At 51.5% G+C, this 18,694-nt stretch carries 17 protein-coding genes; 13 read left to right on the top strand and 4 right to left on the bottom strand.

Annotated features, from left to right (window positions below; translation table 11 throughout):
• Positions 1-115: 115 nt before the first annotated feature.
• Entirely contained in the window at positions 116-319 is a 204-nt protein-coding gene (locus P304_RS0108645; protein ID WP_027390219.1) for a DUF1858 domain-containing protein, read from the top strand.
• Between the two features lie 67 nt (positions 320-386).
• Here P304_RS0108645 and P304_RS0108640 read toward each other — a convergent pair whose 3' ends face one another.
• The gene (locus P304_RS0108640) at positions 387-1,016 is read right to left on the bottom strand and encodes a hypothetical protein (RefSeq protein ID WP_027390218.1); all 630 of its coding nucleotides are present in this window, start codon (positions 1,014-1,016) and stop codon (positions 387-389) included.
• 128 nt (positions 1,017-1,144) lie between these two features.
• Entirely contained in the window at positions 1,145-1,564 is a 420-nt protein-coding gene (locus P304_RS17345) for a cold shock domain-containing protein (RefSeq protein ID WP_027390217.1), read from the bottom strand.
• Positions 1,565-1,840: 276 nt separating this feature from the next.
• Here P304_RS17345 and P304_RS0108625 point away from each other — a divergent pair, with 276 nt between their 5' ends.
• The 3 genes from P304_RS0108625 (at position 1,841) to yjjJ (ending at position 7,682) form a co-directional block, all read left to right on the top strand.
• Positions 1,841-3,886 (top strand): EAL domain-containing protein, encoded by a 2,046-nt coding sequence (locus tag P304_RS0108625; RefSeq protein ID WP_027390216.1) that lies wholly within the window; start codon positions 1,841-1,843, stop codon positions 3,884-3,886.
• 111 nt (positions 3,887-3,997) lie between these two features.
• Positions 3,998-6,166: a heavy metal translocating P-type ATPase gene (locus P304_RS14795; RefSeq protein WP_084417640.1), complete on the top strand. Its 2,169-nt coding sequence runs from the start codon at positions 3,998-4,000 to the stop codon at positions 6,164-6,166.
• A 133-nt stretch (positions 6,167-6,299) separates the two neighbouring features.
• Positions 6,300-7,682 carry a type II toxin-antitoxin system HipA family toxin YjjJ gene (gene yjjJ, locus P304_RS0108610; protein WP_027390214.1) on the top strand — a complete coding sequence of 461 codons (1,383 nt, stop codon included), beginning with the start codon at positions 6,300-6,302 and terminating at the stop codon, positions 7,680-7,682.
• Between the two features lie 294 nt (positions 7,683-7,976).
• On the opposite strand, the gene P304_RS0108605 is transcribed toward yjjJ, so the two are convergent.
• Together P304_RS0108605 and mqnB are read right to left on the bottom strand one after the other, a co-directional pair.
• Positions 7,977-8,774, bottom strand: a complete 798-nt coding sequence (locus P304_RS0108605; protein WP_027390213.1) for an inositol monophosphatase family protein — start codon at positions 8,772-8,774, stop codon at positions 7,977-7,979.
• A gap of 37 nt (positions 8,775-8,811) precedes the next feature.
• Positions 8,812-9,438 (bottom strand): futalosine hydrolase, encoded by a 627-nt coding sequence (gene mqnB / locus P304_RS0108600; RefSeq protein ID WP_027390212.1) that lies wholly within the window; start codon positions 9,436-9,438, stop codon positions 8,812-8,814.
• Positions 9,439-9,546: 108 nt separating this feature from the next.
• Between mqnB and P304_RS0108595 the strand changes: the two genes are divergently transcribed.
• The 9 genes from P304_RS0108595 to P304_RS0108555 all read left to right on the top strand — a co-directional run bounded on the left by P304_RS0108595 (position 9,547) and on the right by P304_RS0108555 (position 18,687).
• Complete coding sequence (locus P304_RS0108595) at positions 9,547-10,899, top strand: UDP-N-acetylmuramoyl-tripeptide--D-alanyl-D-alanine ligase (RefSeq protein WP_027390211.1); 1,353 nt, start codon at positions 9,547-9,549, stop codon at positions 10,897-10,899.
• 114 nt (positions 10,900-11,013) lie between these two features.
• Entirely contained in the window at positions 11,014-11,469 is a 456-nt protein-coding gene (locus P304_RS0108590) for a cupredoxin domain-containing protein (protein ID WP_027390210.1), read from the top strand.
• 2 nt (positions 11,470-11,471) lie between these two features.
• Positions 11,472-12,530, top strand: a complete 1,059-nt coding sequence (locus P304_RS0108585; protein WP_027390209.1) for a YncE family protein — start codon at positions 11,472-11,474, stop codon at positions 12,528-12,530.
• Positions 12,527-12,952 carry a DUF4418 family protein gene (locus P304_RS0108580; RefSeq protein ID WP_051321547.1) on the top strand — a complete coding sequence of 142 codons (426 nt, stop codon included), beginning with the start codon at positions 12,527-12,529 and terminating at the stop codon, positions 12,950-12,952. The genes P304_RS0108585 and P304_RS0108580 overlap by 4 nt, the downstream gene beginning before the upstream one ends.
• 5 nt (positions 12,953-12,957) lie before the next feature.
• Positions 12,958-14,157 (top strand): ABC transporter permease, encoded by a 1,200-nt coding sequence (locus P304_RS0108575; protein ID WP_027390207.1) that lies wholly within the window; start codon positions 12,958-12,960, stop codon positions 14,155-14,157.
• Positions 14,158-14,181: 24 nt separating this feature from the next.
• Positions 14,182-14,856, top strand: coding sequence for an ABC transporter ATP-binding protein (locus tag P304_RS0108570; protein WP_027390206.1), 675 nt, complete (start codon positions 14,182-14,184; stop codon positions 14,854-14,856).
• A 296-nt stretch (positions 14,857-15,152) separates the two neighbouring features.
• Positions 15,153-15,593, top strand: coding sequence for a cupredoxin domain-containing protein (locus P304_RS0108565; protein WP_027390205.1), 441 nt, complete (start codon positions 15,153-15,155; stop codon positions 15,591-15,593).
• A 26-nt stretch (positions 15,594-15,619) separates the two neighbouring features.
• On the top strand, positions 15,620-16,630 hold the full coding sequence (locus tag P304_RS0108560) for a cytochrome-c peroxidase (protein ID WP_027390204.1): 1,011 nt from the start codon (positions 15,620-15,622) through the stop codon (positions 16,628-16,630).
• Positions 16,631-16,719: 89 nt separating this feature from the next.
• Positions 16,720-18,687: a 4Fe-4S binding protein gene (locus tag P304_RS0108555; protein WP_027390203.1), complete on the top strand. Its 1,968-nt coding sequence runs from the start codon at positions 16,720-16,722 to the stop codon at positions 18,685-18,687.
• Positions 18,688-18,694: the final 7 nt, after the last annotated feature.

Here is an 18,694-nt window from a genome sequence, read left to right as displayed (position 1 = left end):
ATGGTACTCGAAGTATCAAAGTGGTGTCAATTGGCAGTTGGCCGGAAAAAGTATTTGACACTCAATAAATTGCACAATTAAGATACCCTTTGAAGTTACCAAGGAGGCTTTTCGCATGTCACAGCAAAAAATTACCCCAGATATGGGAATTATGGATGTTGTACAACAATATCCACAGACCGTTGAAGTTTTCGCCAGCTTTGGCCTCGGCTGTTTAGGCTGCGCAGCGGCCAGATTCGAAAACATTTCGCAGGGCGCTGGTGCTCACGGCATCGAGCTTGCGGAACTACTGGAAGCACTGAATAACGTTATTGACTAACGAAACAACGCAAAAAGCCCGATGGCCAGAGTCATCGGGCTTTTTGCGTTGAGCGGAGGATGAAACCTTAAAATCCGAGCTTCTGTACCGAAAGTTGAAAGGATTCTAATACGGTTTTCCGCGTGATCATGGAATCATTCTCGGTATAACTTTCAACGGCAGAATAGCGCTCCACAGTGCGTTGCGTTGCCTCCACGAAAGCCCGCGTAGCTTCTTGTTGATACGGATTTTTCTTCTCATCCTCTTGCTTACTCGCACCAATAATAGCACTTGGCTTATGGCTGCGGAACATCTCCATAACCTGATCGAATTTCAGGTCTTCTTCTATCGCGGCAACGGTATCGCCGTCAGCTTGAGAAGTCGCATCTTTCCATGCGCGGTATACCGACTCAGGCGCCTGTTTGGGCGGGAAGGTTATCTGACGTTGATCAATCTCTGTCAAATACTGACTGAAAACACCTTGCGAGCCGCCACCCTGCCCTGTCAGGAGATCAAACACCCGACTCGCCGAAAGCGGACGATGCGCCTCGTTGCCTGCACTGGCAACACTCGTCAGTTCCGCGCGATCACGCACCGCGTTCGCCAATGTTTTTGCCAAGCCGCGTGCGGGAGCGCCAGACTTAACCGAGTCGTCGCGATTGGTCGTCGCAGCATTCGTAGAATTTGATATTTGATGGAGCGAGGTGGCTGTAATCATTGGAGTCCTCCTAAGGAATGAAGAAATGATTTCCTACATTTCCTCAATGCAAATAGAGTGCCTCAAACCATATGTTCCCTGTTACCACAACAAATTATAGAAAAACATGGAGATTTGTCAGCTATTTTTTACGCTGGGTAAACGATACGGGCAAATTTCCCGCGATTCCCCTCTTGCATGGCAAAGCGAACTTTTTGCCCCACGAAAGGAGGAGCTTCCCCTTCGAAACGCTCTGTTTTAAAGAAGACCTCATCGCCCGACTCTTTACAGCGAATAAAGCCAAACCCTTTATTCCCAATGCGGGTAATCTCGCCAGCCTGCAAGTTCTGACCTCTTGATTGCGGGACAGGCGCTACCGCAGCAGTTTTGGGCTTTGATGTGTTCCGATTGGGATTTGGTGCTGGCTTTGGACGTGATGGTGACGGCGTCTGCGTGGATGCGGGGCGCGAATACCCAATGTGCGACGGATATTGGTCGACACGCGAATAATAATCGTGCGAAACATTTGCCGGTTGACGATCGGCATCATACTGGTGGTGCTTTTTCAATGTGTTCCTCTTAAAAACAATGGTTGATTTCTTTCATGTACAAACAGTACGCGAATCAGTGCGGCAATAATTTCCGATGAACAGAAAGCCCTTCTGATTCAGATACAATAAACAGGGTTGCAACAACATCACGAACTACGCTAGCAAACCACATGCCGCTCAAACTAGCGAATTCGCCTGCGAAAGGCAAGTGTGAAAATACATTCAGATATCTTTCCGGTATTGCTTTGCGCCATAAGTTCGTTTATGAATGATCGATCATTTTGGAGGATTTTCATGATAACTCCCCCAGTCCAACGCAACCCATTCCGCCAAGCACAAGCGCAAAAGCTTGTCGATAGCATACCTCTGCAGCGCTGGATTAAGGCGCAGGTTCGTGCTGGCCTTGACGAAGAAGCCGCCACCGAAATCCTCCGCACCTACCTACACGTACTCGAAACCCTGCACGATGGTGATGCCAAAGCAGCGGCACATCTTTTTGATCAGTGCGCTACATTGCTTACCGAATATAATGTTCCTATCTCCGACGTGATGGCGTGGAACCGCACCGTCGAACGGGTACTTGGCGGCCCCGCAATCGGAAAATGTGGCGGATCGCGCTGGTGCTCCATTCTGCAGCTCGCCCTCGAAAAACTCTCCCACTCACTCCTCCTTCACCAAGCGCAAGCACCAGAAGATTACGACCTTTCGCTCATATCAACCTTTTCCTACACCAAATTTTATATGTCGCTTCTCGAATGGATGAGCGACATTCGCGCCCACGTCATCGACATCTTGCAAGCAGCCGACACACAATCCCTGCCCCAGCAAGACTACACTTGTGGTTTTTGCGCCTTAGTACAACGTGCGGATATGCGCTTTTTGATCAGCGAAGACTCCATGGCCGAAGAATTCTGGGAATACCACCTGCAATGCCATCGTCTTGCAGGGGAACTCTTTGAAGCCCTCCGTAGCGACGATTATCTGGTTGCGCTCCTTGGCTACCGCCGCATGCAAGATGCGTTTTATGCCGCCATTCGTAAATTCAGTAACTTCTTTGTCCTGTACTACGAAAACTCGCGCCCGCGCTTTCAGCAATTCCTAACGCGTCAACTCAGCAATGAAGGGCAAGTGGGTCTTATGGTCGTCAATGTTGTCGATTACGAACCGATAGCTGCCCTCTGGGGTGCCGAAGCAGGCGACCATCTCCTAGAACATCTCGAAATGCGTATCGATAAACTCCTGCACGGTTGCGGTGGCGGAAAAATCGTGTATATCCGCACCGGCTCGCTCTTTATTATTGCCTTTATTGGGATGAGTGACGATATTTTTATGCCTCTGCGCGAACATATCGTCAACGCACTAACTACACAGGAAATCCGTTTTCGACAAACACCCATCCCGTTTCGACTCGTTTCCGGCTCGCTCATACTCGATGCCAAACTTCACGACCTCCCCGATGAACTGCAAACACTCTGGCAATACCTTGCCCAGCGTTCCGCCCACACTTCGGCTAACCATGTCTGGATCGACCCAAATGACCTTGGCGACTTTCTGAAAGGGTTGGAGCGGCATCATTGTGATCGCGAATACCTGATTGAAGCCTTTCGCGAAGAGCTTTTCACCGTATTTTACCAACCAATTATCAACACGCAAACAGGTCGCATAGAACAAGTGGAAATCCTTGCCCGCATTCAGGATAACGGCAACCACGTCAGCCCAGGGCGCTACATGGATATGATCGCCGGCATGGGCGCGATGGTCAATTTTGACACTCTGGTCTTGCGCCGCATCACCCAAGACTTTGAACAACTGGCTACGCGCTGCCCGAGCCTTTTTGTCAACGTCCACCCGATCTCACTCCGTTCCAGCGAATACATTACCGAACTACGCAATTTTACCGCCGCCGCCCAGCGCAGTCAGATCCGCGTACTCTTTGAAATTACCGAACAATCACTACTGACCAGCATGGACGTCGTCGACTACCTCCATCACCATCACCACATCCGCCTCGCACTCGACGATTTTGGTTCCGGATATTCCAGCATGAGCATGGTCGTGCAAATGGCCGAACGCGGCTTGCTGGAAGTCGTCAAATTTGACGGCTCACTGGTTATGGGAATGCTGTCCAGCAATGCGTCGAGTCAGGCCGTCAGCGCCCTGCAACAGATGGCGCATGGGCTCGGACTGAAAACCGTTGCCGAATGTGTCGAAAACGACGAAGTGCTTGAGCGCGTACGCGCCATGGGAATTGACTACGCACAAGGTTTTGGCATCTACCGGCCACTCCCGCTCGATCAACTCTTAGCTATCGAAGCTCACCATTTCTCCCATCGGCATTAGATAACACCGTAATTAAAAGCCATGACGCCATCTGTTAGTTGCAACAAAATAGTTTGCCAATAGCTCACTTATTCCATACTATTACTCGCAACATTCTCTTGCGAGGCAACCATGTCACACGCTCATCATCATCACGACCATCACCATACGATTCAACTCCATATCAACAACCTCCACTGTGCCAGTTGCGCCGATGCCATCGCTCGCGCCATTCGGCAACTTACCGAAGTAGAAAAATTCCAGCTTGATCTTCTGGAAAAAACCGCCCACCTCAGCGCGGATTGCGACAATAGTGATGAGCTCCTTGCCAAGATCAATCGCATCGCTGATAGCATTGAGCCGGGAGTTTATTTCCATCAGGTTCCAAGCGACCTCGCACCCTCAACTCAAGCAACTTCATGGTGGCGGGCTCTTCCTCCCTCGCTCTGGTGTATGATTTTTCTCTATATTGCACTCTGGATTATGGGTCATAGCCCGTACTGGCCAGACTCACCGCTCGGCGAAGGCGCATTGGCCATCGGCTTTGGATCGCTCGCACTGTGGGCGGGCTTTCCCGTCTACACGCAAGCCACGAAAAATATTTTGCGGCGCGAATGGCAAACCATCTTCGACGAAAATTTCCTCATGTCGCTCGCCACTCTGGCAGCGGCGGCATTGGGGGCGTGGGAAGAAGCGGCGGGTGTTATGGTCTTCTTTGCCATTGGTTCGCACCTTGAAGAACGGGCGCTAGAAAGTAGCCGCGGCAACATCCAAGCACTGCGGTCACTCCGCCCAGCCGTAGCGCACCGCAAGCGTGAAGATCAGTGGGAAGATGTTCCACCCGAAGCGCTTCTCCCCGGCGACACCATCATTGTCCGCCCCGGCGAAACCATCCCCGTCGACGGTACTTTGCTTGATCAACGCGCCGAACTCGACTGCCGCGCCATTACTGGCGAAAGCCTTCCCGTACAGCACTATCAAGGGGAAATGCTCCTCGCCGGAAGCGTCGTAACCGGATCGCCAGCACACATCGTCGCTGTCGCCAACTACGGTGATTCAACCCTAGGGAAAATCATCGAATTGATTAGCTCCGCCCGCCGCAACCAAGCACCACTCGAAAAATTCATCACCCGCTTTGCCCGCTGGTACACACCAACCGTCGTCATTGCCGCTGCACTCCTCGCCGGAATACCCGGACTGGGCGATACGCTCGGGTGGTGGCACACCGGACGACTGTGGAGCGACCACATCTACAGCGCGCTGATCTTTCTCGTCATCTCATGCCCCTGCGCACTCGTCCTTTCAGTACCGCTCACCTATTTCGTGGGACTCGGCAACAGCGCACGGCAAGGCATACTGGTGAAGGGAGCGGCCTTTTTGGATACCCTCAGCCGCGCCACAACTATCATTTTTGATAAAACCGGCACTCTCACGCAGGGAGAATTTTCTATCGTCCAATGGGAATGCGCTGACGGGTGGGAGGAAGCACTCCTGAAGCAATACGCCGTGTCACTCGAATGCCACTCCAATCATCCTTTGGCTGAGCCATTTCGCGCCCTCGGCATCACGCCACTGGTGCCCTCACAGCTCGAAGAAATCCCCGGCGTTGGGATGCGCGGCGTCATTGACGGCCATGACGTGTGGCTGGGCGGAGAACGACTGAAATCCACCCATCCCGATCTGTCATTTCCTAAGGTTGCCGACGAAAACCAACTCGCACTCTACTGCATCGTCGATGGCCATTATGCCGGGCGCTGCCTGCTGGCTGATACCGTGCGGCCAGACGCCGAAAGCGCCCTCCAACAACTGAAAGCCTTGGGGCTAAAATGTGTGATGGCCTCAGGCGACACGCCAGAACGGGCCACCCGCATCGCCCACGCTATCGGCATAGAACGTGCCCACGGCGGATTACTGCCGCACGATAAAGTAAACCTTTTGCGCGAAGAGCAGCAAAACGGAAAGACCGTTATCGCCGTTGGCGATGGCATCAACGATGCCCCCCTGCTCGCCGCCAGCCATGTCGGCATCGCTATGGGACGACGCGGTGCCGACGTCACCCTTGAAGCCGCCGATATTGTTTTGCTTGGAGAATCGCTCGAACGATTACCACGCATGATACGCATTGCTCGCAGCACCATCAGTATTGCACGGCAAAACGTTGCACTGGCACTCGGACTGAAACTCGCCATTATGGGACTGGGCGTGCTGGGACTCGCATCACTCTGGCAAGCCGTACTGGCCGACGTCGGCGTCGCGTTACTCGCCATCGCGAACAGCATGCGGGCGGGGAAAACGCGATAATAATCCACGTAGCATTTGCATCAAAAAACATGGTCATTATTCGAATATAAAAATATAACATATTGATTTTCTGAAGCTTATATCGCAAAATCTCGTTAAGAATTTCATCAGAAATCTCCTCAACGAGGTCGGCATGGCAAACAAATATCAGCAAGCACGAGAACGGCTCGAACATGTCCTCTCCAGAGAAGCTGGCAGCAAAGCCACTACACTTGCCAAAAAACTGAACATCAGCTTGGCAACGCTGCACCGACTACTAAAAGAGCCGTGGCCCGCCCTCCTTGTCAGCGGAAAAGCACGCCGCACACGCTATGCATTGCGCCGCGCAGTGCGCGGCAGCGTAGAAGATATCCCCGTCTATCAGATTAACGAAGCAGGCCAAGCAAGTCTTTTCGCTCCACTTGCTCTTGTTCATCCCGCGGGATCTTGGATGTCGTTAGAAGGAACAGATTGGCCACAAGGCGACGAAAATCATGGCGGCTGGTGGGATGGGTTACCCTATCCCCTCTACCAACTTCAACCACAAGGGTTTATGGGGAGGAACTTCGCCCGAGCCATTCACCAGCCTCTGGAAGTTCCCGACAATCCCCTCCAATGGAGCGATGAACACCTGATATATGTGCTCACACATAAGGGGTGCGACCTCAGTGGCAATCTGATCGTAGGCGACACGGCCTGTGAGCGTTGGCAACTGGACAAACTGAACCCACCATCACCACTCAGCGAAGTTCATTTAGAAACACGCTATATCGAGCTAGCCGAGCAAGCGCTCAGTTCTGGCAGAGCAGGATCAAGCGCCGCCGGAGAGTTTCCTAAATTCACCGCCATACGCGAACTGCCAGGCAGTGCAACCCCACATGTCATTGTAAAATTTTCCGGTGCCGACAATTCACCAGCGGTCACACGCTGGCGCGACTTATTGATATGTGAACAATTAGCGTCGGAACAGATCAACGAATGGCATGATCTGCGTGCCGCCAAAAGCCGCATCCTGCACGCTCACAACCGAATTTTTCTTGAAGTCGAACGCTTTGATCGACATGGACAGTTTGGCCGTAGCCCACTCATCAGCCTAGAAATTATCAATGCCGCCCTACTGGGCAAAGCACCTGTCAATTGGCCATCTCTCGCCGATGCGATGCACAGCCGTGGATGGTTACAAAAAAACGACCGCGACCGTGTCCATCTTCTGTGGTGGTTTGGAACACTTATCGCCAATACCGATATGCACTTTGGCAACCTCAGTTTTCGCCCATACCAAGGTACACTGCAACTTGCCCCAAGCTACGACATGCTCCCCATGCTCTATGCTCCGCTGGCCGGAGGCGAACTCCCCCTGCGTGAATTTACACCAACCCCGCCCTTGCCACGCCAGCGAGCACTATGGCTCACCGCGTGTGAAGCCGCCATTGCTTTTTGGTCAACCGCCTCGCAGGATCAGCGCATAACCGATGGATTCCGGCATATTGCGAGGGAAAACACCAACACACTCATCACGTTACGGGCACGAATGTAATTCCGGCAAGATCTTATCGAGAACGCCTTGCCTGGCGCGCAGTGTGCTGGAACCAGTGAACCCAAAAATAGTAGCGACAAATACACTTCCAGTACATTTGCCATCCATTGACTCAAAAACGTAATGACAGAATGCCTACTCTAGGCGATAAATGCCGCACAATCGGCGGAAATCAAGGCAAATGCAATAAGTGCAACCCGCGTAGTTTTCTATGATTGTCCGCAATATCGAAATAGAAGGAAGGGAATACTGATAGCTGAATTCCCAAAAAACACTACCGCTCAGTCGCACCTACTATCCCACCGTACCCATAAGGTTCAACAGTTGCTCGTGAATTCGTCCGTTGGTGGCCACAATGCCATCGGCGAACATATCATGCGTTTGGCGGCGCATATCCGTCACGCTTCCTCCGGCTTCCTGCAGAATCAGCGCACCCGCGGCAATATCCCACGGCTTCAGCCCCCATTCGTAGAACCCGTCGAGTATGCCACGTGCAACAAAACAAAGGTCTAACGAGGCGCTCCCGCAACGGCGCATTCCTTGTGTCTGCTCCAGCACGCGGTCAAGCACATCTAACATTTGGCGACGGTGGGCGGGATTGCCCGCGACGCTGTACGGAAATCCTGTTGCCAGCAAGCTTTGGCGCAAGCTATCGGTGTGGCTGATCTGAATAGCATTGCCATTCAAATATGCCCCTTGCTGCGCCACGGCGTGATAAAGTTCGTCGCTATACGGGTTGTACACAATGCCCCATTCGCCTTGACCGTCACGGTACGCGCCAACCGAGATGGCGACAAAAGGAAAATCATGGGCAAAGTTTGTCGTACCGTCGATGGGATCGATATAAATTGCTTTAGCTGGCACTTTCCCCGAAGAGATATCGGCGCTCTCTTCCGCTACAAGCGTGTAGTCGGGGAAGAGTTTTGCAAGCCCTTCTTTCAGAAAAGCTTCCACCGCGAGATCGGTGGAAGTAACCAAGTCGATTTCACCTTTATACTGAATATCTTTCGCGGTATTGATCTGTTCGCGGATGATGGCTCCGGCCTTCCAAACCAGATCAACTACTTCGACCGTAAACTGTGTTGCGTTCATAGCGTTATTATTCCTTTCGTTTTCAGAAGAGGGCGCGTCAGGAGCCCGCCAATCTCCCCCACAAAATTTTGCAATATTCCCCCGCATGCCGCAGGGCATTCGTCATATCCCATCGACGTGAATCTCTATCCTCTAACAGGTTACTAATTCCGCGTAACCCAAACCACGGTATGCTATGCGCATTGCAGACGTATCCCATCGCGCCCAGTTCCATGCTCTCGGTAATGCCATCAGGAAACGAATGATACCGCTCGCGGGCAACGCTCAACATGCCAGAACAGCTACTCACCGTCGCCCCTGGGCATGGCAACACCCGATAGTCTCCACCAAAGGGGAGATCCGGAAATTCAAAAGGGCTTTCGACGAAAGGATCACCAAAGCCAAGTGACGAAAGATGCAGGAACCCTTCTGGCGTTTGCACTCCTTCATCAATCCAATAGTCACGTGTGATTAAGGCGACATCGCCCACCCGCAAGCGACTGCCGTAGTAACCAGAAATGCCGACACCCACTACCAGCTTTGGTTGGTGCGTTCGCAGCGCTTGCAGCACGGCAAAGGTGGTGGCAACTTTGCCGACGCCACCGACTACGACCTCTGCATCACCCGGCAAAAAGGGGAGGAGCGCTTCACATTCAATATCACTGGCAATATAAATAAGGATCATGGCGAGCCTCCTTTAAAAGAAACAACCACCACCGGAAGATAACTTGACAAGGAAGCAAGATCAACCGAATCTTACGGGATACAATCGCTCACCAGAAGAGAGGACACCATGAAGCCATGTACGCTTGAGCACCTCCACCAGCTTTTTCCCGACAGCACCATTGTTGGTGATCCCGGCTGTCGCTTTGACGGGTTTACCATAGACAGTCGAAAAATCGAGATGGGCAACCTCTTTATTGCGTTGATGACTGACCGCGATGACGGCCACAACTACCTTGCGCAAGCGCAGAGTGGCGGAGCCGCGTGTGCACTTGTCAGTCGACTCCCAGAAAATAGTGAGCGGTGGACGCAAAGCGGTTTTTCTTTTCTGGTTGTCAAAGATACACTCAGCGCCCTTTCGCAGATGGCATCTACGTGGCGAAAGCGGTTTAACGGCCCCGTGATTGCCGTCACCGGTAGCTCTGGCAAAACCACAGTGTGCCGCATGATTGCAACGTGTGGCGACGATGTCAACTCAACACGCGGTAACTTCAACAATCACATCGGCTTGCCGATTTCGCTCCTCAGTTCCAATCATGATGCCGCTTTCAGCGTTTTTGAGCTTGGCATGAGCGGATTTGGTGAAATTGCAGCGCTTGGCCGTATTTTACAACCAACTATCGGCGTTATTACCAATATTGGCACCGCCCACATTGGACTCCTTGGCAGTCGGGAAGGGATCATGCAGGCCAAGCTCGAACTTGCGGCTTCTGCTCGCACGCTCATCGTTGACGGGGACGATCCCGCACTGCTGGCCGCCGCCCGTCATACAACCCGCACGGTTATTGCCACAGGTTTTGGCGCGCATAACGATGTTCGGATGAAGGATTTTTTCTCGGTAGAAGGGGGCGAATATCTCGCACAAGTTGTGCTACCCGGCGCGCTTGAAGCCGCCGCGTTTTATGTCCCTTTTGCGCAGGAGTTTCAGCAGAAAAATCTCCTGCTGGCTGCCGCCGCCTTGCATGCCGTCGGCATCCCATACGCGCAGATGTTTCACGGCTGGCGGCAATTCCAACCAGCACCACTGCGCTGGGAAGTGCACCACATCGCCGGCAACGTCTGGATTTTTGACTGCTATAATGCCAATCCCGATTCGATGAAACAAGCCGTAGCCGAACTGCTCAAGCTCCCCGCACCGCGCATCGCTATTCTTGGCGAAATGCGCGAACTGGGCAATTTTAGTGATGCGAAGCATCGGGAAGTTGCGCGCTCCGCCCACGGACTTGACTTCGTTGTGACCTACGGCGAAGGAGCACAAGTAATGGCGACAGAGCTGGGAGCAAAGGCCATTCATTGCACTTCGTACACCGAAATAGTTGCCGCCTGCGCACAATTTCATGGCGCAACCTTCTTGGTGAAAGGCTCGCGCGCCAATCAACTCGAACGGATTCTCCCGTTGATCGCTGCGTCAAATAATACCTGAAGACGCTGAGAACTCTTACCTCCAGCACACCATAGAATACTACTTGTGCATTTTTATGCTTTCTGTTATTGATATCGCGTATTATTACTAAAATGACCAAAAAGGAGTTTCTGTATGAAAAAAATGATCCCCTTTCTCGTGGCGGCCTCGGTAGCACTTCTCTTAACGGCTTGCGGCAATGACGCAAAAAAGACGCAAAGCACTAGCAGTGCGACTCCCGCTGCTGCAGCCGTAACAACGGCAGCTCCTGTAACTCAAGAAACTGTGAAGGAAGAGCCTGCTCCTGCTGGTGCCGAAGACGCTCGTGAAATCATTTTAACATTTACACCCGAAACAATTGAGCCGAACGAAATCACTATGAAAGCTGGCGAAAAAATCCTCTTTGTTATCACAAATACGGATGACGAAGGGGAGCATAACTTCCTTTCTGCCGAAGCAGAGCTACCAGAAATTCTCGTAAATCCGGAAGCAACCGTCAAGCGTGTCTGGACGGCTCCAACCACCCCCGGCACCTATGGTGCTATGTGCACGATTCATCCATGGATTAAAATGACCTTTGTTGTTGAATAAGCATGCACGTATTTTTTGTAAACCGCTCATGGGCACTTGTGGCACTTCTTCTGCTGTTGGTTTTGAGCGGGTGTGAACGCAAAGAAGTTGTGCGTAGCGATGCGGGTTTGACTGCACTTACTCCTGTCAATGTGGTGCCCATTACCGCCGTTGAGCGGCTGTATGTTACTGCGATGAACGAAGACAAAGTCGTAGCGATTGATCTGGCTCGCGGTACTGTTGTTTCAGAACAGCGCGTTGGCAGCAAGCCCTATGGGTTGGCGGTTGATCGCCCACGCAACCAGCTGTTAGTGGTATGCGCTTTGGGGCACGAAGTATGGTTCCTTGATCTCGATTCGTTTGCGGTACTGGGCACGGCCAAAGTCGGTCGCGTCCCGGGGATGGTCACGGTTGATGAATCGAAAGCGCACGCCTATGTCAGCAATACCAAAGGGGATGCTTTTTCCATTCTGGATGTAGTTGCTCGGCAAGAAATAGCGCAGATCGAGACAGGCAAAGCGCCCTATAATGTGGAGATCTTGAGTAATAATCGCTTAGCCGTGCTGAATCACGACGCCGCAACGTTGACGCTGGTCGATTTGGATGCGCACATTGTTATCGAAACCTATGAAGCCGTACCGAAGTCAGCAGGACTCGCTTTGCATCCCAACGGGACGATACTGTATAGCGGCGGTCATGGCTCTCAGGATGATGCCACCGAAATTTTGGTGCATGATTTGGTGCAGGGCAAGAATATCGGAAAGATTCACACTGGCGATATGCCAGCTTCGATGAGCATTTCAAACAACGCCCTTCATGTGGTGTTGCATGATTCAGAACGCCTCGTCAGCTACGCATTAACAGAGGGATATCCAGAGATCAGCCGTCTAACGACTGGCAAATACCCTTTTGCCGTAATACCGATTCTCTCCAACGAAAATCGGGTTGCCGTAACCAATATGGATTCAGATTTAGTGCAGGTTTTTGATATTGCGGCAGGCAAAGAAGTACAGAGTATTCCTGTTGTTGGCGGCCCAGTGGGTGCTGTGTATTATATAAAACAAAGTGGGAGCAGGGAATGAAAGAATCGCCTGTATGGAATGTGCTTTGCTGGATACCGCTGATCCTCGGTATCGTTGTTATCCTAACACCAGAATTGTTGGTTCCCGTCTGTACTGATTTTGTTGAAATGAAAAGTGGCGCACTCCGTCCCATGCGCTGCGCTTACAGCGCGAAGGCAGAAATACTGCTGGGCGGGCTGCTCACGACTGTTGGGCTTTTGCTGGTTTTACGGCGCCAGTTCGCAGCGGTACTTGGACTGGTTGTAGCAGCAATCGGTGTGTGTATTCTTGTCGCTCCCCAGTCATGGGTCATTGGTGTGTGCATGAGCAAAACAATGCCGTGTCGCGATACGGAGATATGGCTGATTGCGGAAGGAGTGCTCGCTATAGTTGTTGGCTTGCTGCTCTGGTGGCGTTTCCGGAAAATTCTGGCAGGAGCGTAATCTACATGTTCCTGCTCGTCTGGCGCAACTTTACCCGTCGCCCACAACAGTCGCTGATCACGGTGCTGGTTGTGACCTTTGCCATTGCTATGTTTGTTGTGGCGCACCTTGTATTTTCGCTCTTACAGCAAAGCGTAAGCCTCGCGTCGGAACGGCTTGGGGCTGATGTCATTGTGTTTCCGCAGGGAATGGGCGTAACGCCACAACAGACGATTTTCACCGCTGAGCCAGTGAATGTGTATATGCACCGGGATTTGGTTGAGCACATTGCGCAATTACCACATGTCAAACGAGTAACACCGCAGTTTTTCACGCAATCGTTGGACGAAAGTTGCTGTGATCTGCGCGAAGCCAAGCGCTTGATTGGCTACGATCCGGCGAGCGACTTTATCGTTCATCCATGGCTGAAAAATCAGGATATCCAAAAGCTGGCCGATGACCAAATCTTAATCGGCGGCGTGGTAAAACCGTTCTTTGGCAATCGCGCCATCATTCTTGATGGCATTTTTACGGTGGCAGGAAAGTTAGAACTCACCGGAACCGGCATGGACGATACGGTATTTCTTCCAATTGATGTCGCCCGCCGTTTAGCGAAAGAAAGCCCCTATTTGCAAGGACTTTGGAAAGAATATCCGCCCGAAGCGCTGGTTTCAGTCGTCATGCTACAAACTGAACCGGGTTCGCTACCACTGCTTGTGGCGCGCGAAATTAATAATTCTGGGTTGCCGGTTCAGGCAGTCGCTGCGGGGGAAATTATCCGTGGCATGCGGCAACAGATGCATTCGTTTGCCATTGTCTTCGTGTGGATTTGGGGCGGAATTGCGTTGAGCACCGGAATTGCTTTACTGGGGCGCTTCCTTGCTCTTGCGCGTGAACGGAAACGGGAAATCGGTGTCATCCGCGCGCTCGGAGGCCAACGCAGCGATGTATTATTGCTGATTGCTGGCGAAGTGACATGCACCATCATCACCGGTTGGTTGTTAGGGTCGCTCCTTGGCACAGCAGGTGCACTCTATGCACTGGAATGGCTCAAAGGGGCGTTGGTGATTCCACCATGGCATGTTGATGCCATGACAGTACTTGGCAGTAGTGGTGCAGGATTAGTCATGGCGGTAGGAATTGGTGCATTGAGCGCGCTGTATCCTGCATGGAGGGCATCACGGCTCGATCCACAAGAAGCCATTTCACGTGGTGATCTCGATTAAGAACGACCGGACAGAGGAGAACGTATGAGTATATGCCAGTTGACAGAAGTCGTGAAAGAGTACCGTGGCGACGAACAGGTGCGCCCAGTTGCTGGTATCAATCTGACTATTCAAGCTGGTGATTTTATTGCGATAGAAGGTCCTTCTGGAACCGGAAAAAGCACACTTCTCTACGTGATGGGGGGGTTACTGCGCGCTACATCGGGAGAAGTAGCCTTGGCCAAACAGGCACTTTCTCCCCTTGGCGAACGGGAACTAACACGATTGCGAGCCTCCCATGTCGGCTTTATCTTTCAGGAGGCCAACCTGCTTCCAGCTCTGACCGTACTTGAAAACGTTCTTTTTACCCATACACTGCGTTATGGAAAACGCCCTTCTGCCCTGCAGCGCACCCAAGCGCAACAGCTTCTCGAAGCAGTTGGTTTGTCAGAACGGCTTCATTTTCTACCGCATGCACTTAGCGTCGGCCAAAGGCGCCGTGTTGCCATTGCACGGGCGCTCGCGCAGGATGTTCCGCTTGTGATTGCAGATGAACCGACGAATGACCTCGACCCCTCGTGGGCAGAAAAAGTCATGCAATTGCTCCGTTCCGAAGTGGAGCGCGGCAAAGCTGTTGTTATGGTGACCCACCACCATTGCTGGGCAGAGTGGGCTACCCGCCGCTATCGGATGGATCAAGGCTTGCTACAGGAAAGTTAATTTGCAGTGCTCATTGACACCGCTTTGCGTGTTGCGCACATCAAAACGCTGTTTGCTTCTCCTGAAGATACGTTCCATTTTATAAACCTATTCTATATTCACTATTACACACATTACCCTCTACAAAGCATAACTTATTCCATCTAAAATCAATTCCAACATTCATTGCCAATTAGCCATTCAATTTAAATAAAAATAATTCTCACTCGCACTAAAAATCACTTGATATCTCCTTATGCCTCTGATAGAAATCGTAACAGATACTATTATCGAAAAGAGTGAAGGGAGGTGAAGAGATGCGTAATTGGTTTTTGTTTTCGGTTCTGCTTGCGCTTTTGATCACGATTACAGCTTGTGGGAGTGACAAGGAGAAAAGTAGCGCTACTGCCAGCACCGCCGCTGCCAGCAGTCCGACTGCTGCGGTGGAGTACACAAAGGACGAGCCGATTCCAGCGGGTGCTGAAGATGCTCGCGTGATTGAGCTCGACTTTACGCCGGAAACGATTTTACCGAACACGGTCAACATTAAGGCGGGTGAAAAGATTTTGTTTGTTATCAAAAACACGGACGAAGATGGCGAACACAACTTCCTTTCCTCGACAGCCGACTTACCTGAGATTCTGGTATACGGCGGGCAGACCGTACGCCGACTGTGGACGGCTCCGGGTGAGCCCGGAGTGCATGAGCCGCTTTGCACGCTCCATCCATGGATTAAAATGACGTTTATTGTTGAGTAACAAATTTTTTTAGGGAGAGGTAGAGTATGAACTTCAAGAAGAAAAGCATCATTTCCTGCATCGTCGGTCTTTCATTGATCATGGGAGCAACATCAGTTGCCGCGAATCAGAATCTTGACCCCAAAAAAGTATTCCAACCACTCGGTGAAATGCCAATTCCAGCAGATAACCCCCAAACTCCTGAAAAAATTGAACTCGGAAAACTGCTTTACTTCGACACCCGCCTTTCCGGCGACGGAACATTAAGCTGCGCCAGCTGTCACGAACCAACCAAAGGGTGGAGCGATGCTCGCAGAACGTTCCTTGGCTTTAAAGGACACAGAGGGGCGCGCAATTCACCTACCATCATTAACTCTGGCTACTACAGCCTGCAATTCTGGGATGGCCGGATGAAAACCCTTGAGCAGCAAGCTCTTGGCCCGATTCAAGATCCAGGCGAAATGAACCAGAAACTCGACGTTCTGGTTGATAGCCTGAAAGCTGTTCCAGCCTATGTTGAGCGTTTTAATACAGTATTCGGTGAAAACAGTATCAACCCCGAGAACATTGGTAAAGCTATCGCTTCTTTCGAGCGCACCATCGTAATTACCGATACCGCCTTTGATCGCTACCTAAAAGGGGACGATAAAGCGCTGAACGACGTGGAAAAGCGTGGCATGCAACTCTTTGCTGGCAAAGCAAGCTGCATTAGCTGCCATAATGGTTCAAGTCTGACCGACAATAACTTCCACAATATCGGCATCAAAGATGAAGACAAAGGCCGCGCTGGCTTCACTGGCAACCCAGAAGACCTCGGGAAAATCAAAACCGCTGCTCTTCGTGGCATCACACACACCGCGCCATACATGCATGCCGGTTCATTGAGAACGATAGAAGATGTGGTTGAGTTCAAAAATAAAGGTGGCGACGGTCATCCGAACACCAGCCCACTGGTACGTCCGCTGAACCTGAGCGACAAAGAAAAAGGGGAACTCGTAGCATTCCTCAAGTCCCTTGGTGGTACGCTGCCAATAGTTGAAAAGCCTGAATTGCCATAATTGTGGCTCTGGTTTACTGATGAAAGTCGCTCCCGTACTGGGGGCGACTTTTTTTCAGAGTTGGGTTTTATACGGAAGGTGGTACCAAGATGAAGCGACTGTTCGCCTCTTTTTTTAGCCTCATTTTATTTTTAGGAATCATTGCTCTTCCAGCTTCGGCGCAAGATACGGCCGATCTGGTCGTCATCGAGATTCATGCCAGTCAATTTGAATATAAACCCAGTGTTGTCAAAGTTCGCGAAGGCGATCGAGTACAAATAAAACTGATTGCCGAAGATGTGACTCACGGCCTCTATATTGACGAATACGATGTAAGCGTGCAGGATTCGCCAAAAGATCGACAGATAGGCACGGTTGAATTCGTTGCCGATAAGGTCGGTAATTTTACCTTCCGCTGCAACGTGGTTTGTGGCCCAATGCACCCCTTCATGGTCGGCACGCTCGTGGTAGAGCCGGGGTTTGTTGCTCCGACCGCGTTGCTGGTCACGATTGCGATCGGACTTGGCAGCCTGCTCTATATTTTCCTGAAGCGTAAAACCTATTTTGCGCAGGTCACGGCGGCACAGGCCGAGCCTCCAATTGACCTGACGTCGCGCTTTCCGTGGCTGCTGGCTTTGCTCAAGCAGCGCTCTTTGCAGTATATCCTCATGGTCGTCAACGTATTTTTCTTTGCCATTATTCTCTATGCCGCGTTTGCCGGAACTCATGTCGGCAACGCCAACTTCTCGTTGATTTTTGTCTGGATTGTCTGGTGGGCGGCGCTGATTCTGATCCTTCTGCCGCTTGGCGGACGCCTGTGGTGTACCATGTGTCCACTGCCTGCTCCCGGTGAGTGGATTGACCATAAGGCATTTGTAGATAAGGGGAGCGAGCAACCACTGACGAACGCCAAATGGCCAAAGCGGCTGAAGAATATCTGGTTGCAAAACTGGTCGTTCTTATTAGTTGCGCTTTTAAGTGGTATCATCCTCACCCGTCCTGTCGTGACGGGAGTAGTACTGTCACTGTTTATCGTATTGGCCATCGTCTTTTCGCTCATTTACGGCAGACGGATTTTCTGCCGCTACCTTTGCCCGGTCGGGGGATTCATCGGCCTCTATTCACTGCTTGCGCCACTGGGTGTGCGCGTGGGTGACAAAGCCGTGTGTAAAGGGCACCGCGAAAAAGAGTGCATTGTCGGTAGCGAAAAAGGGTATGGCTGTCCGTGGATGGAAGCACCGTGGAATATCGAACGTAATGCCTACTGCGGACTGTGCACCGAATGCTTTAAGACCTGCTCAAAAAATAACATCCGCCTCGTTTGGCAGAAGTTCGGTAGCGACTTGTTGGTAAGCAAAGGGAAAAGCATGGACGAAGCCTACAAAGCCTTCATCATGCTTTCGTGTGCACTCGCCTATTCCGTTATCTTCCAAAGTTCGTGGGGTTCTGTCAAGCAATGGGCAAACCTGAGCATGCCGGGATTTGCTTGGTACGCGGGTGGTTTCCTGGCGCTGAATCTGATTGTGGTGCCGATCCTATTTGCCATTGCCGTCTGGATCGGTAAAGGGTTAGCCGATCGCAAACTCTCATCGCTGGGGAATATTTTCTATCCGGTAGTGCAGCTCGCTATCATCACCAAAGGGCTAATCTTTGGCAGTAAGGAAAAAGAAGCGGAAGCTGCGCCAATAGAGGAAAATAAAGATCCAATCCCTTTTGGCGACCTGTTTGTCACCATGACATATGTTCTGGTACCGCTGGGACTGGCCTGCTGGATGGCATTCAGCGTATCGTTCCTCTTTATTAACGGCATTTACATTTTGCACGTTATTTCCGACCCCTTCGGCTGGGGCTGGGATCTGTTCGGCACCAAGGGAATCGAATGGAAGCCGGTTGGCACATCATTCTATCCGTACATTCAGGCGGCTATCCTCTTTGTCGGACTGCTTTTCTCCAATACCATCGGAGCGAAACTACTGGCAAAATATGACGTCAGCGGTGGGCAGAAGGTGGCGATTCTATTGCCGGTAACGGCCTTCTTGACGCTGGTCACCAGCCTGTTTATCTGGCTGTTCATGTAAGTGCAGA

It is taken from the genome of Chrysiogenes arsenatis DSM 11915 (assembly GCF_000469585.1).
GTDB lineage: Bacteria > Chrysiogenota > Chrysiogenetes > Chrysiogenales > Chrysiogenaceae > Chrysiogenes > Chrysiogenes arsenatis.
The sequence above is the reverse complement of the archived record's forward strand: the minus strand, read 5'-3'. Positions and strand labels throughout refer to the sequence as shown.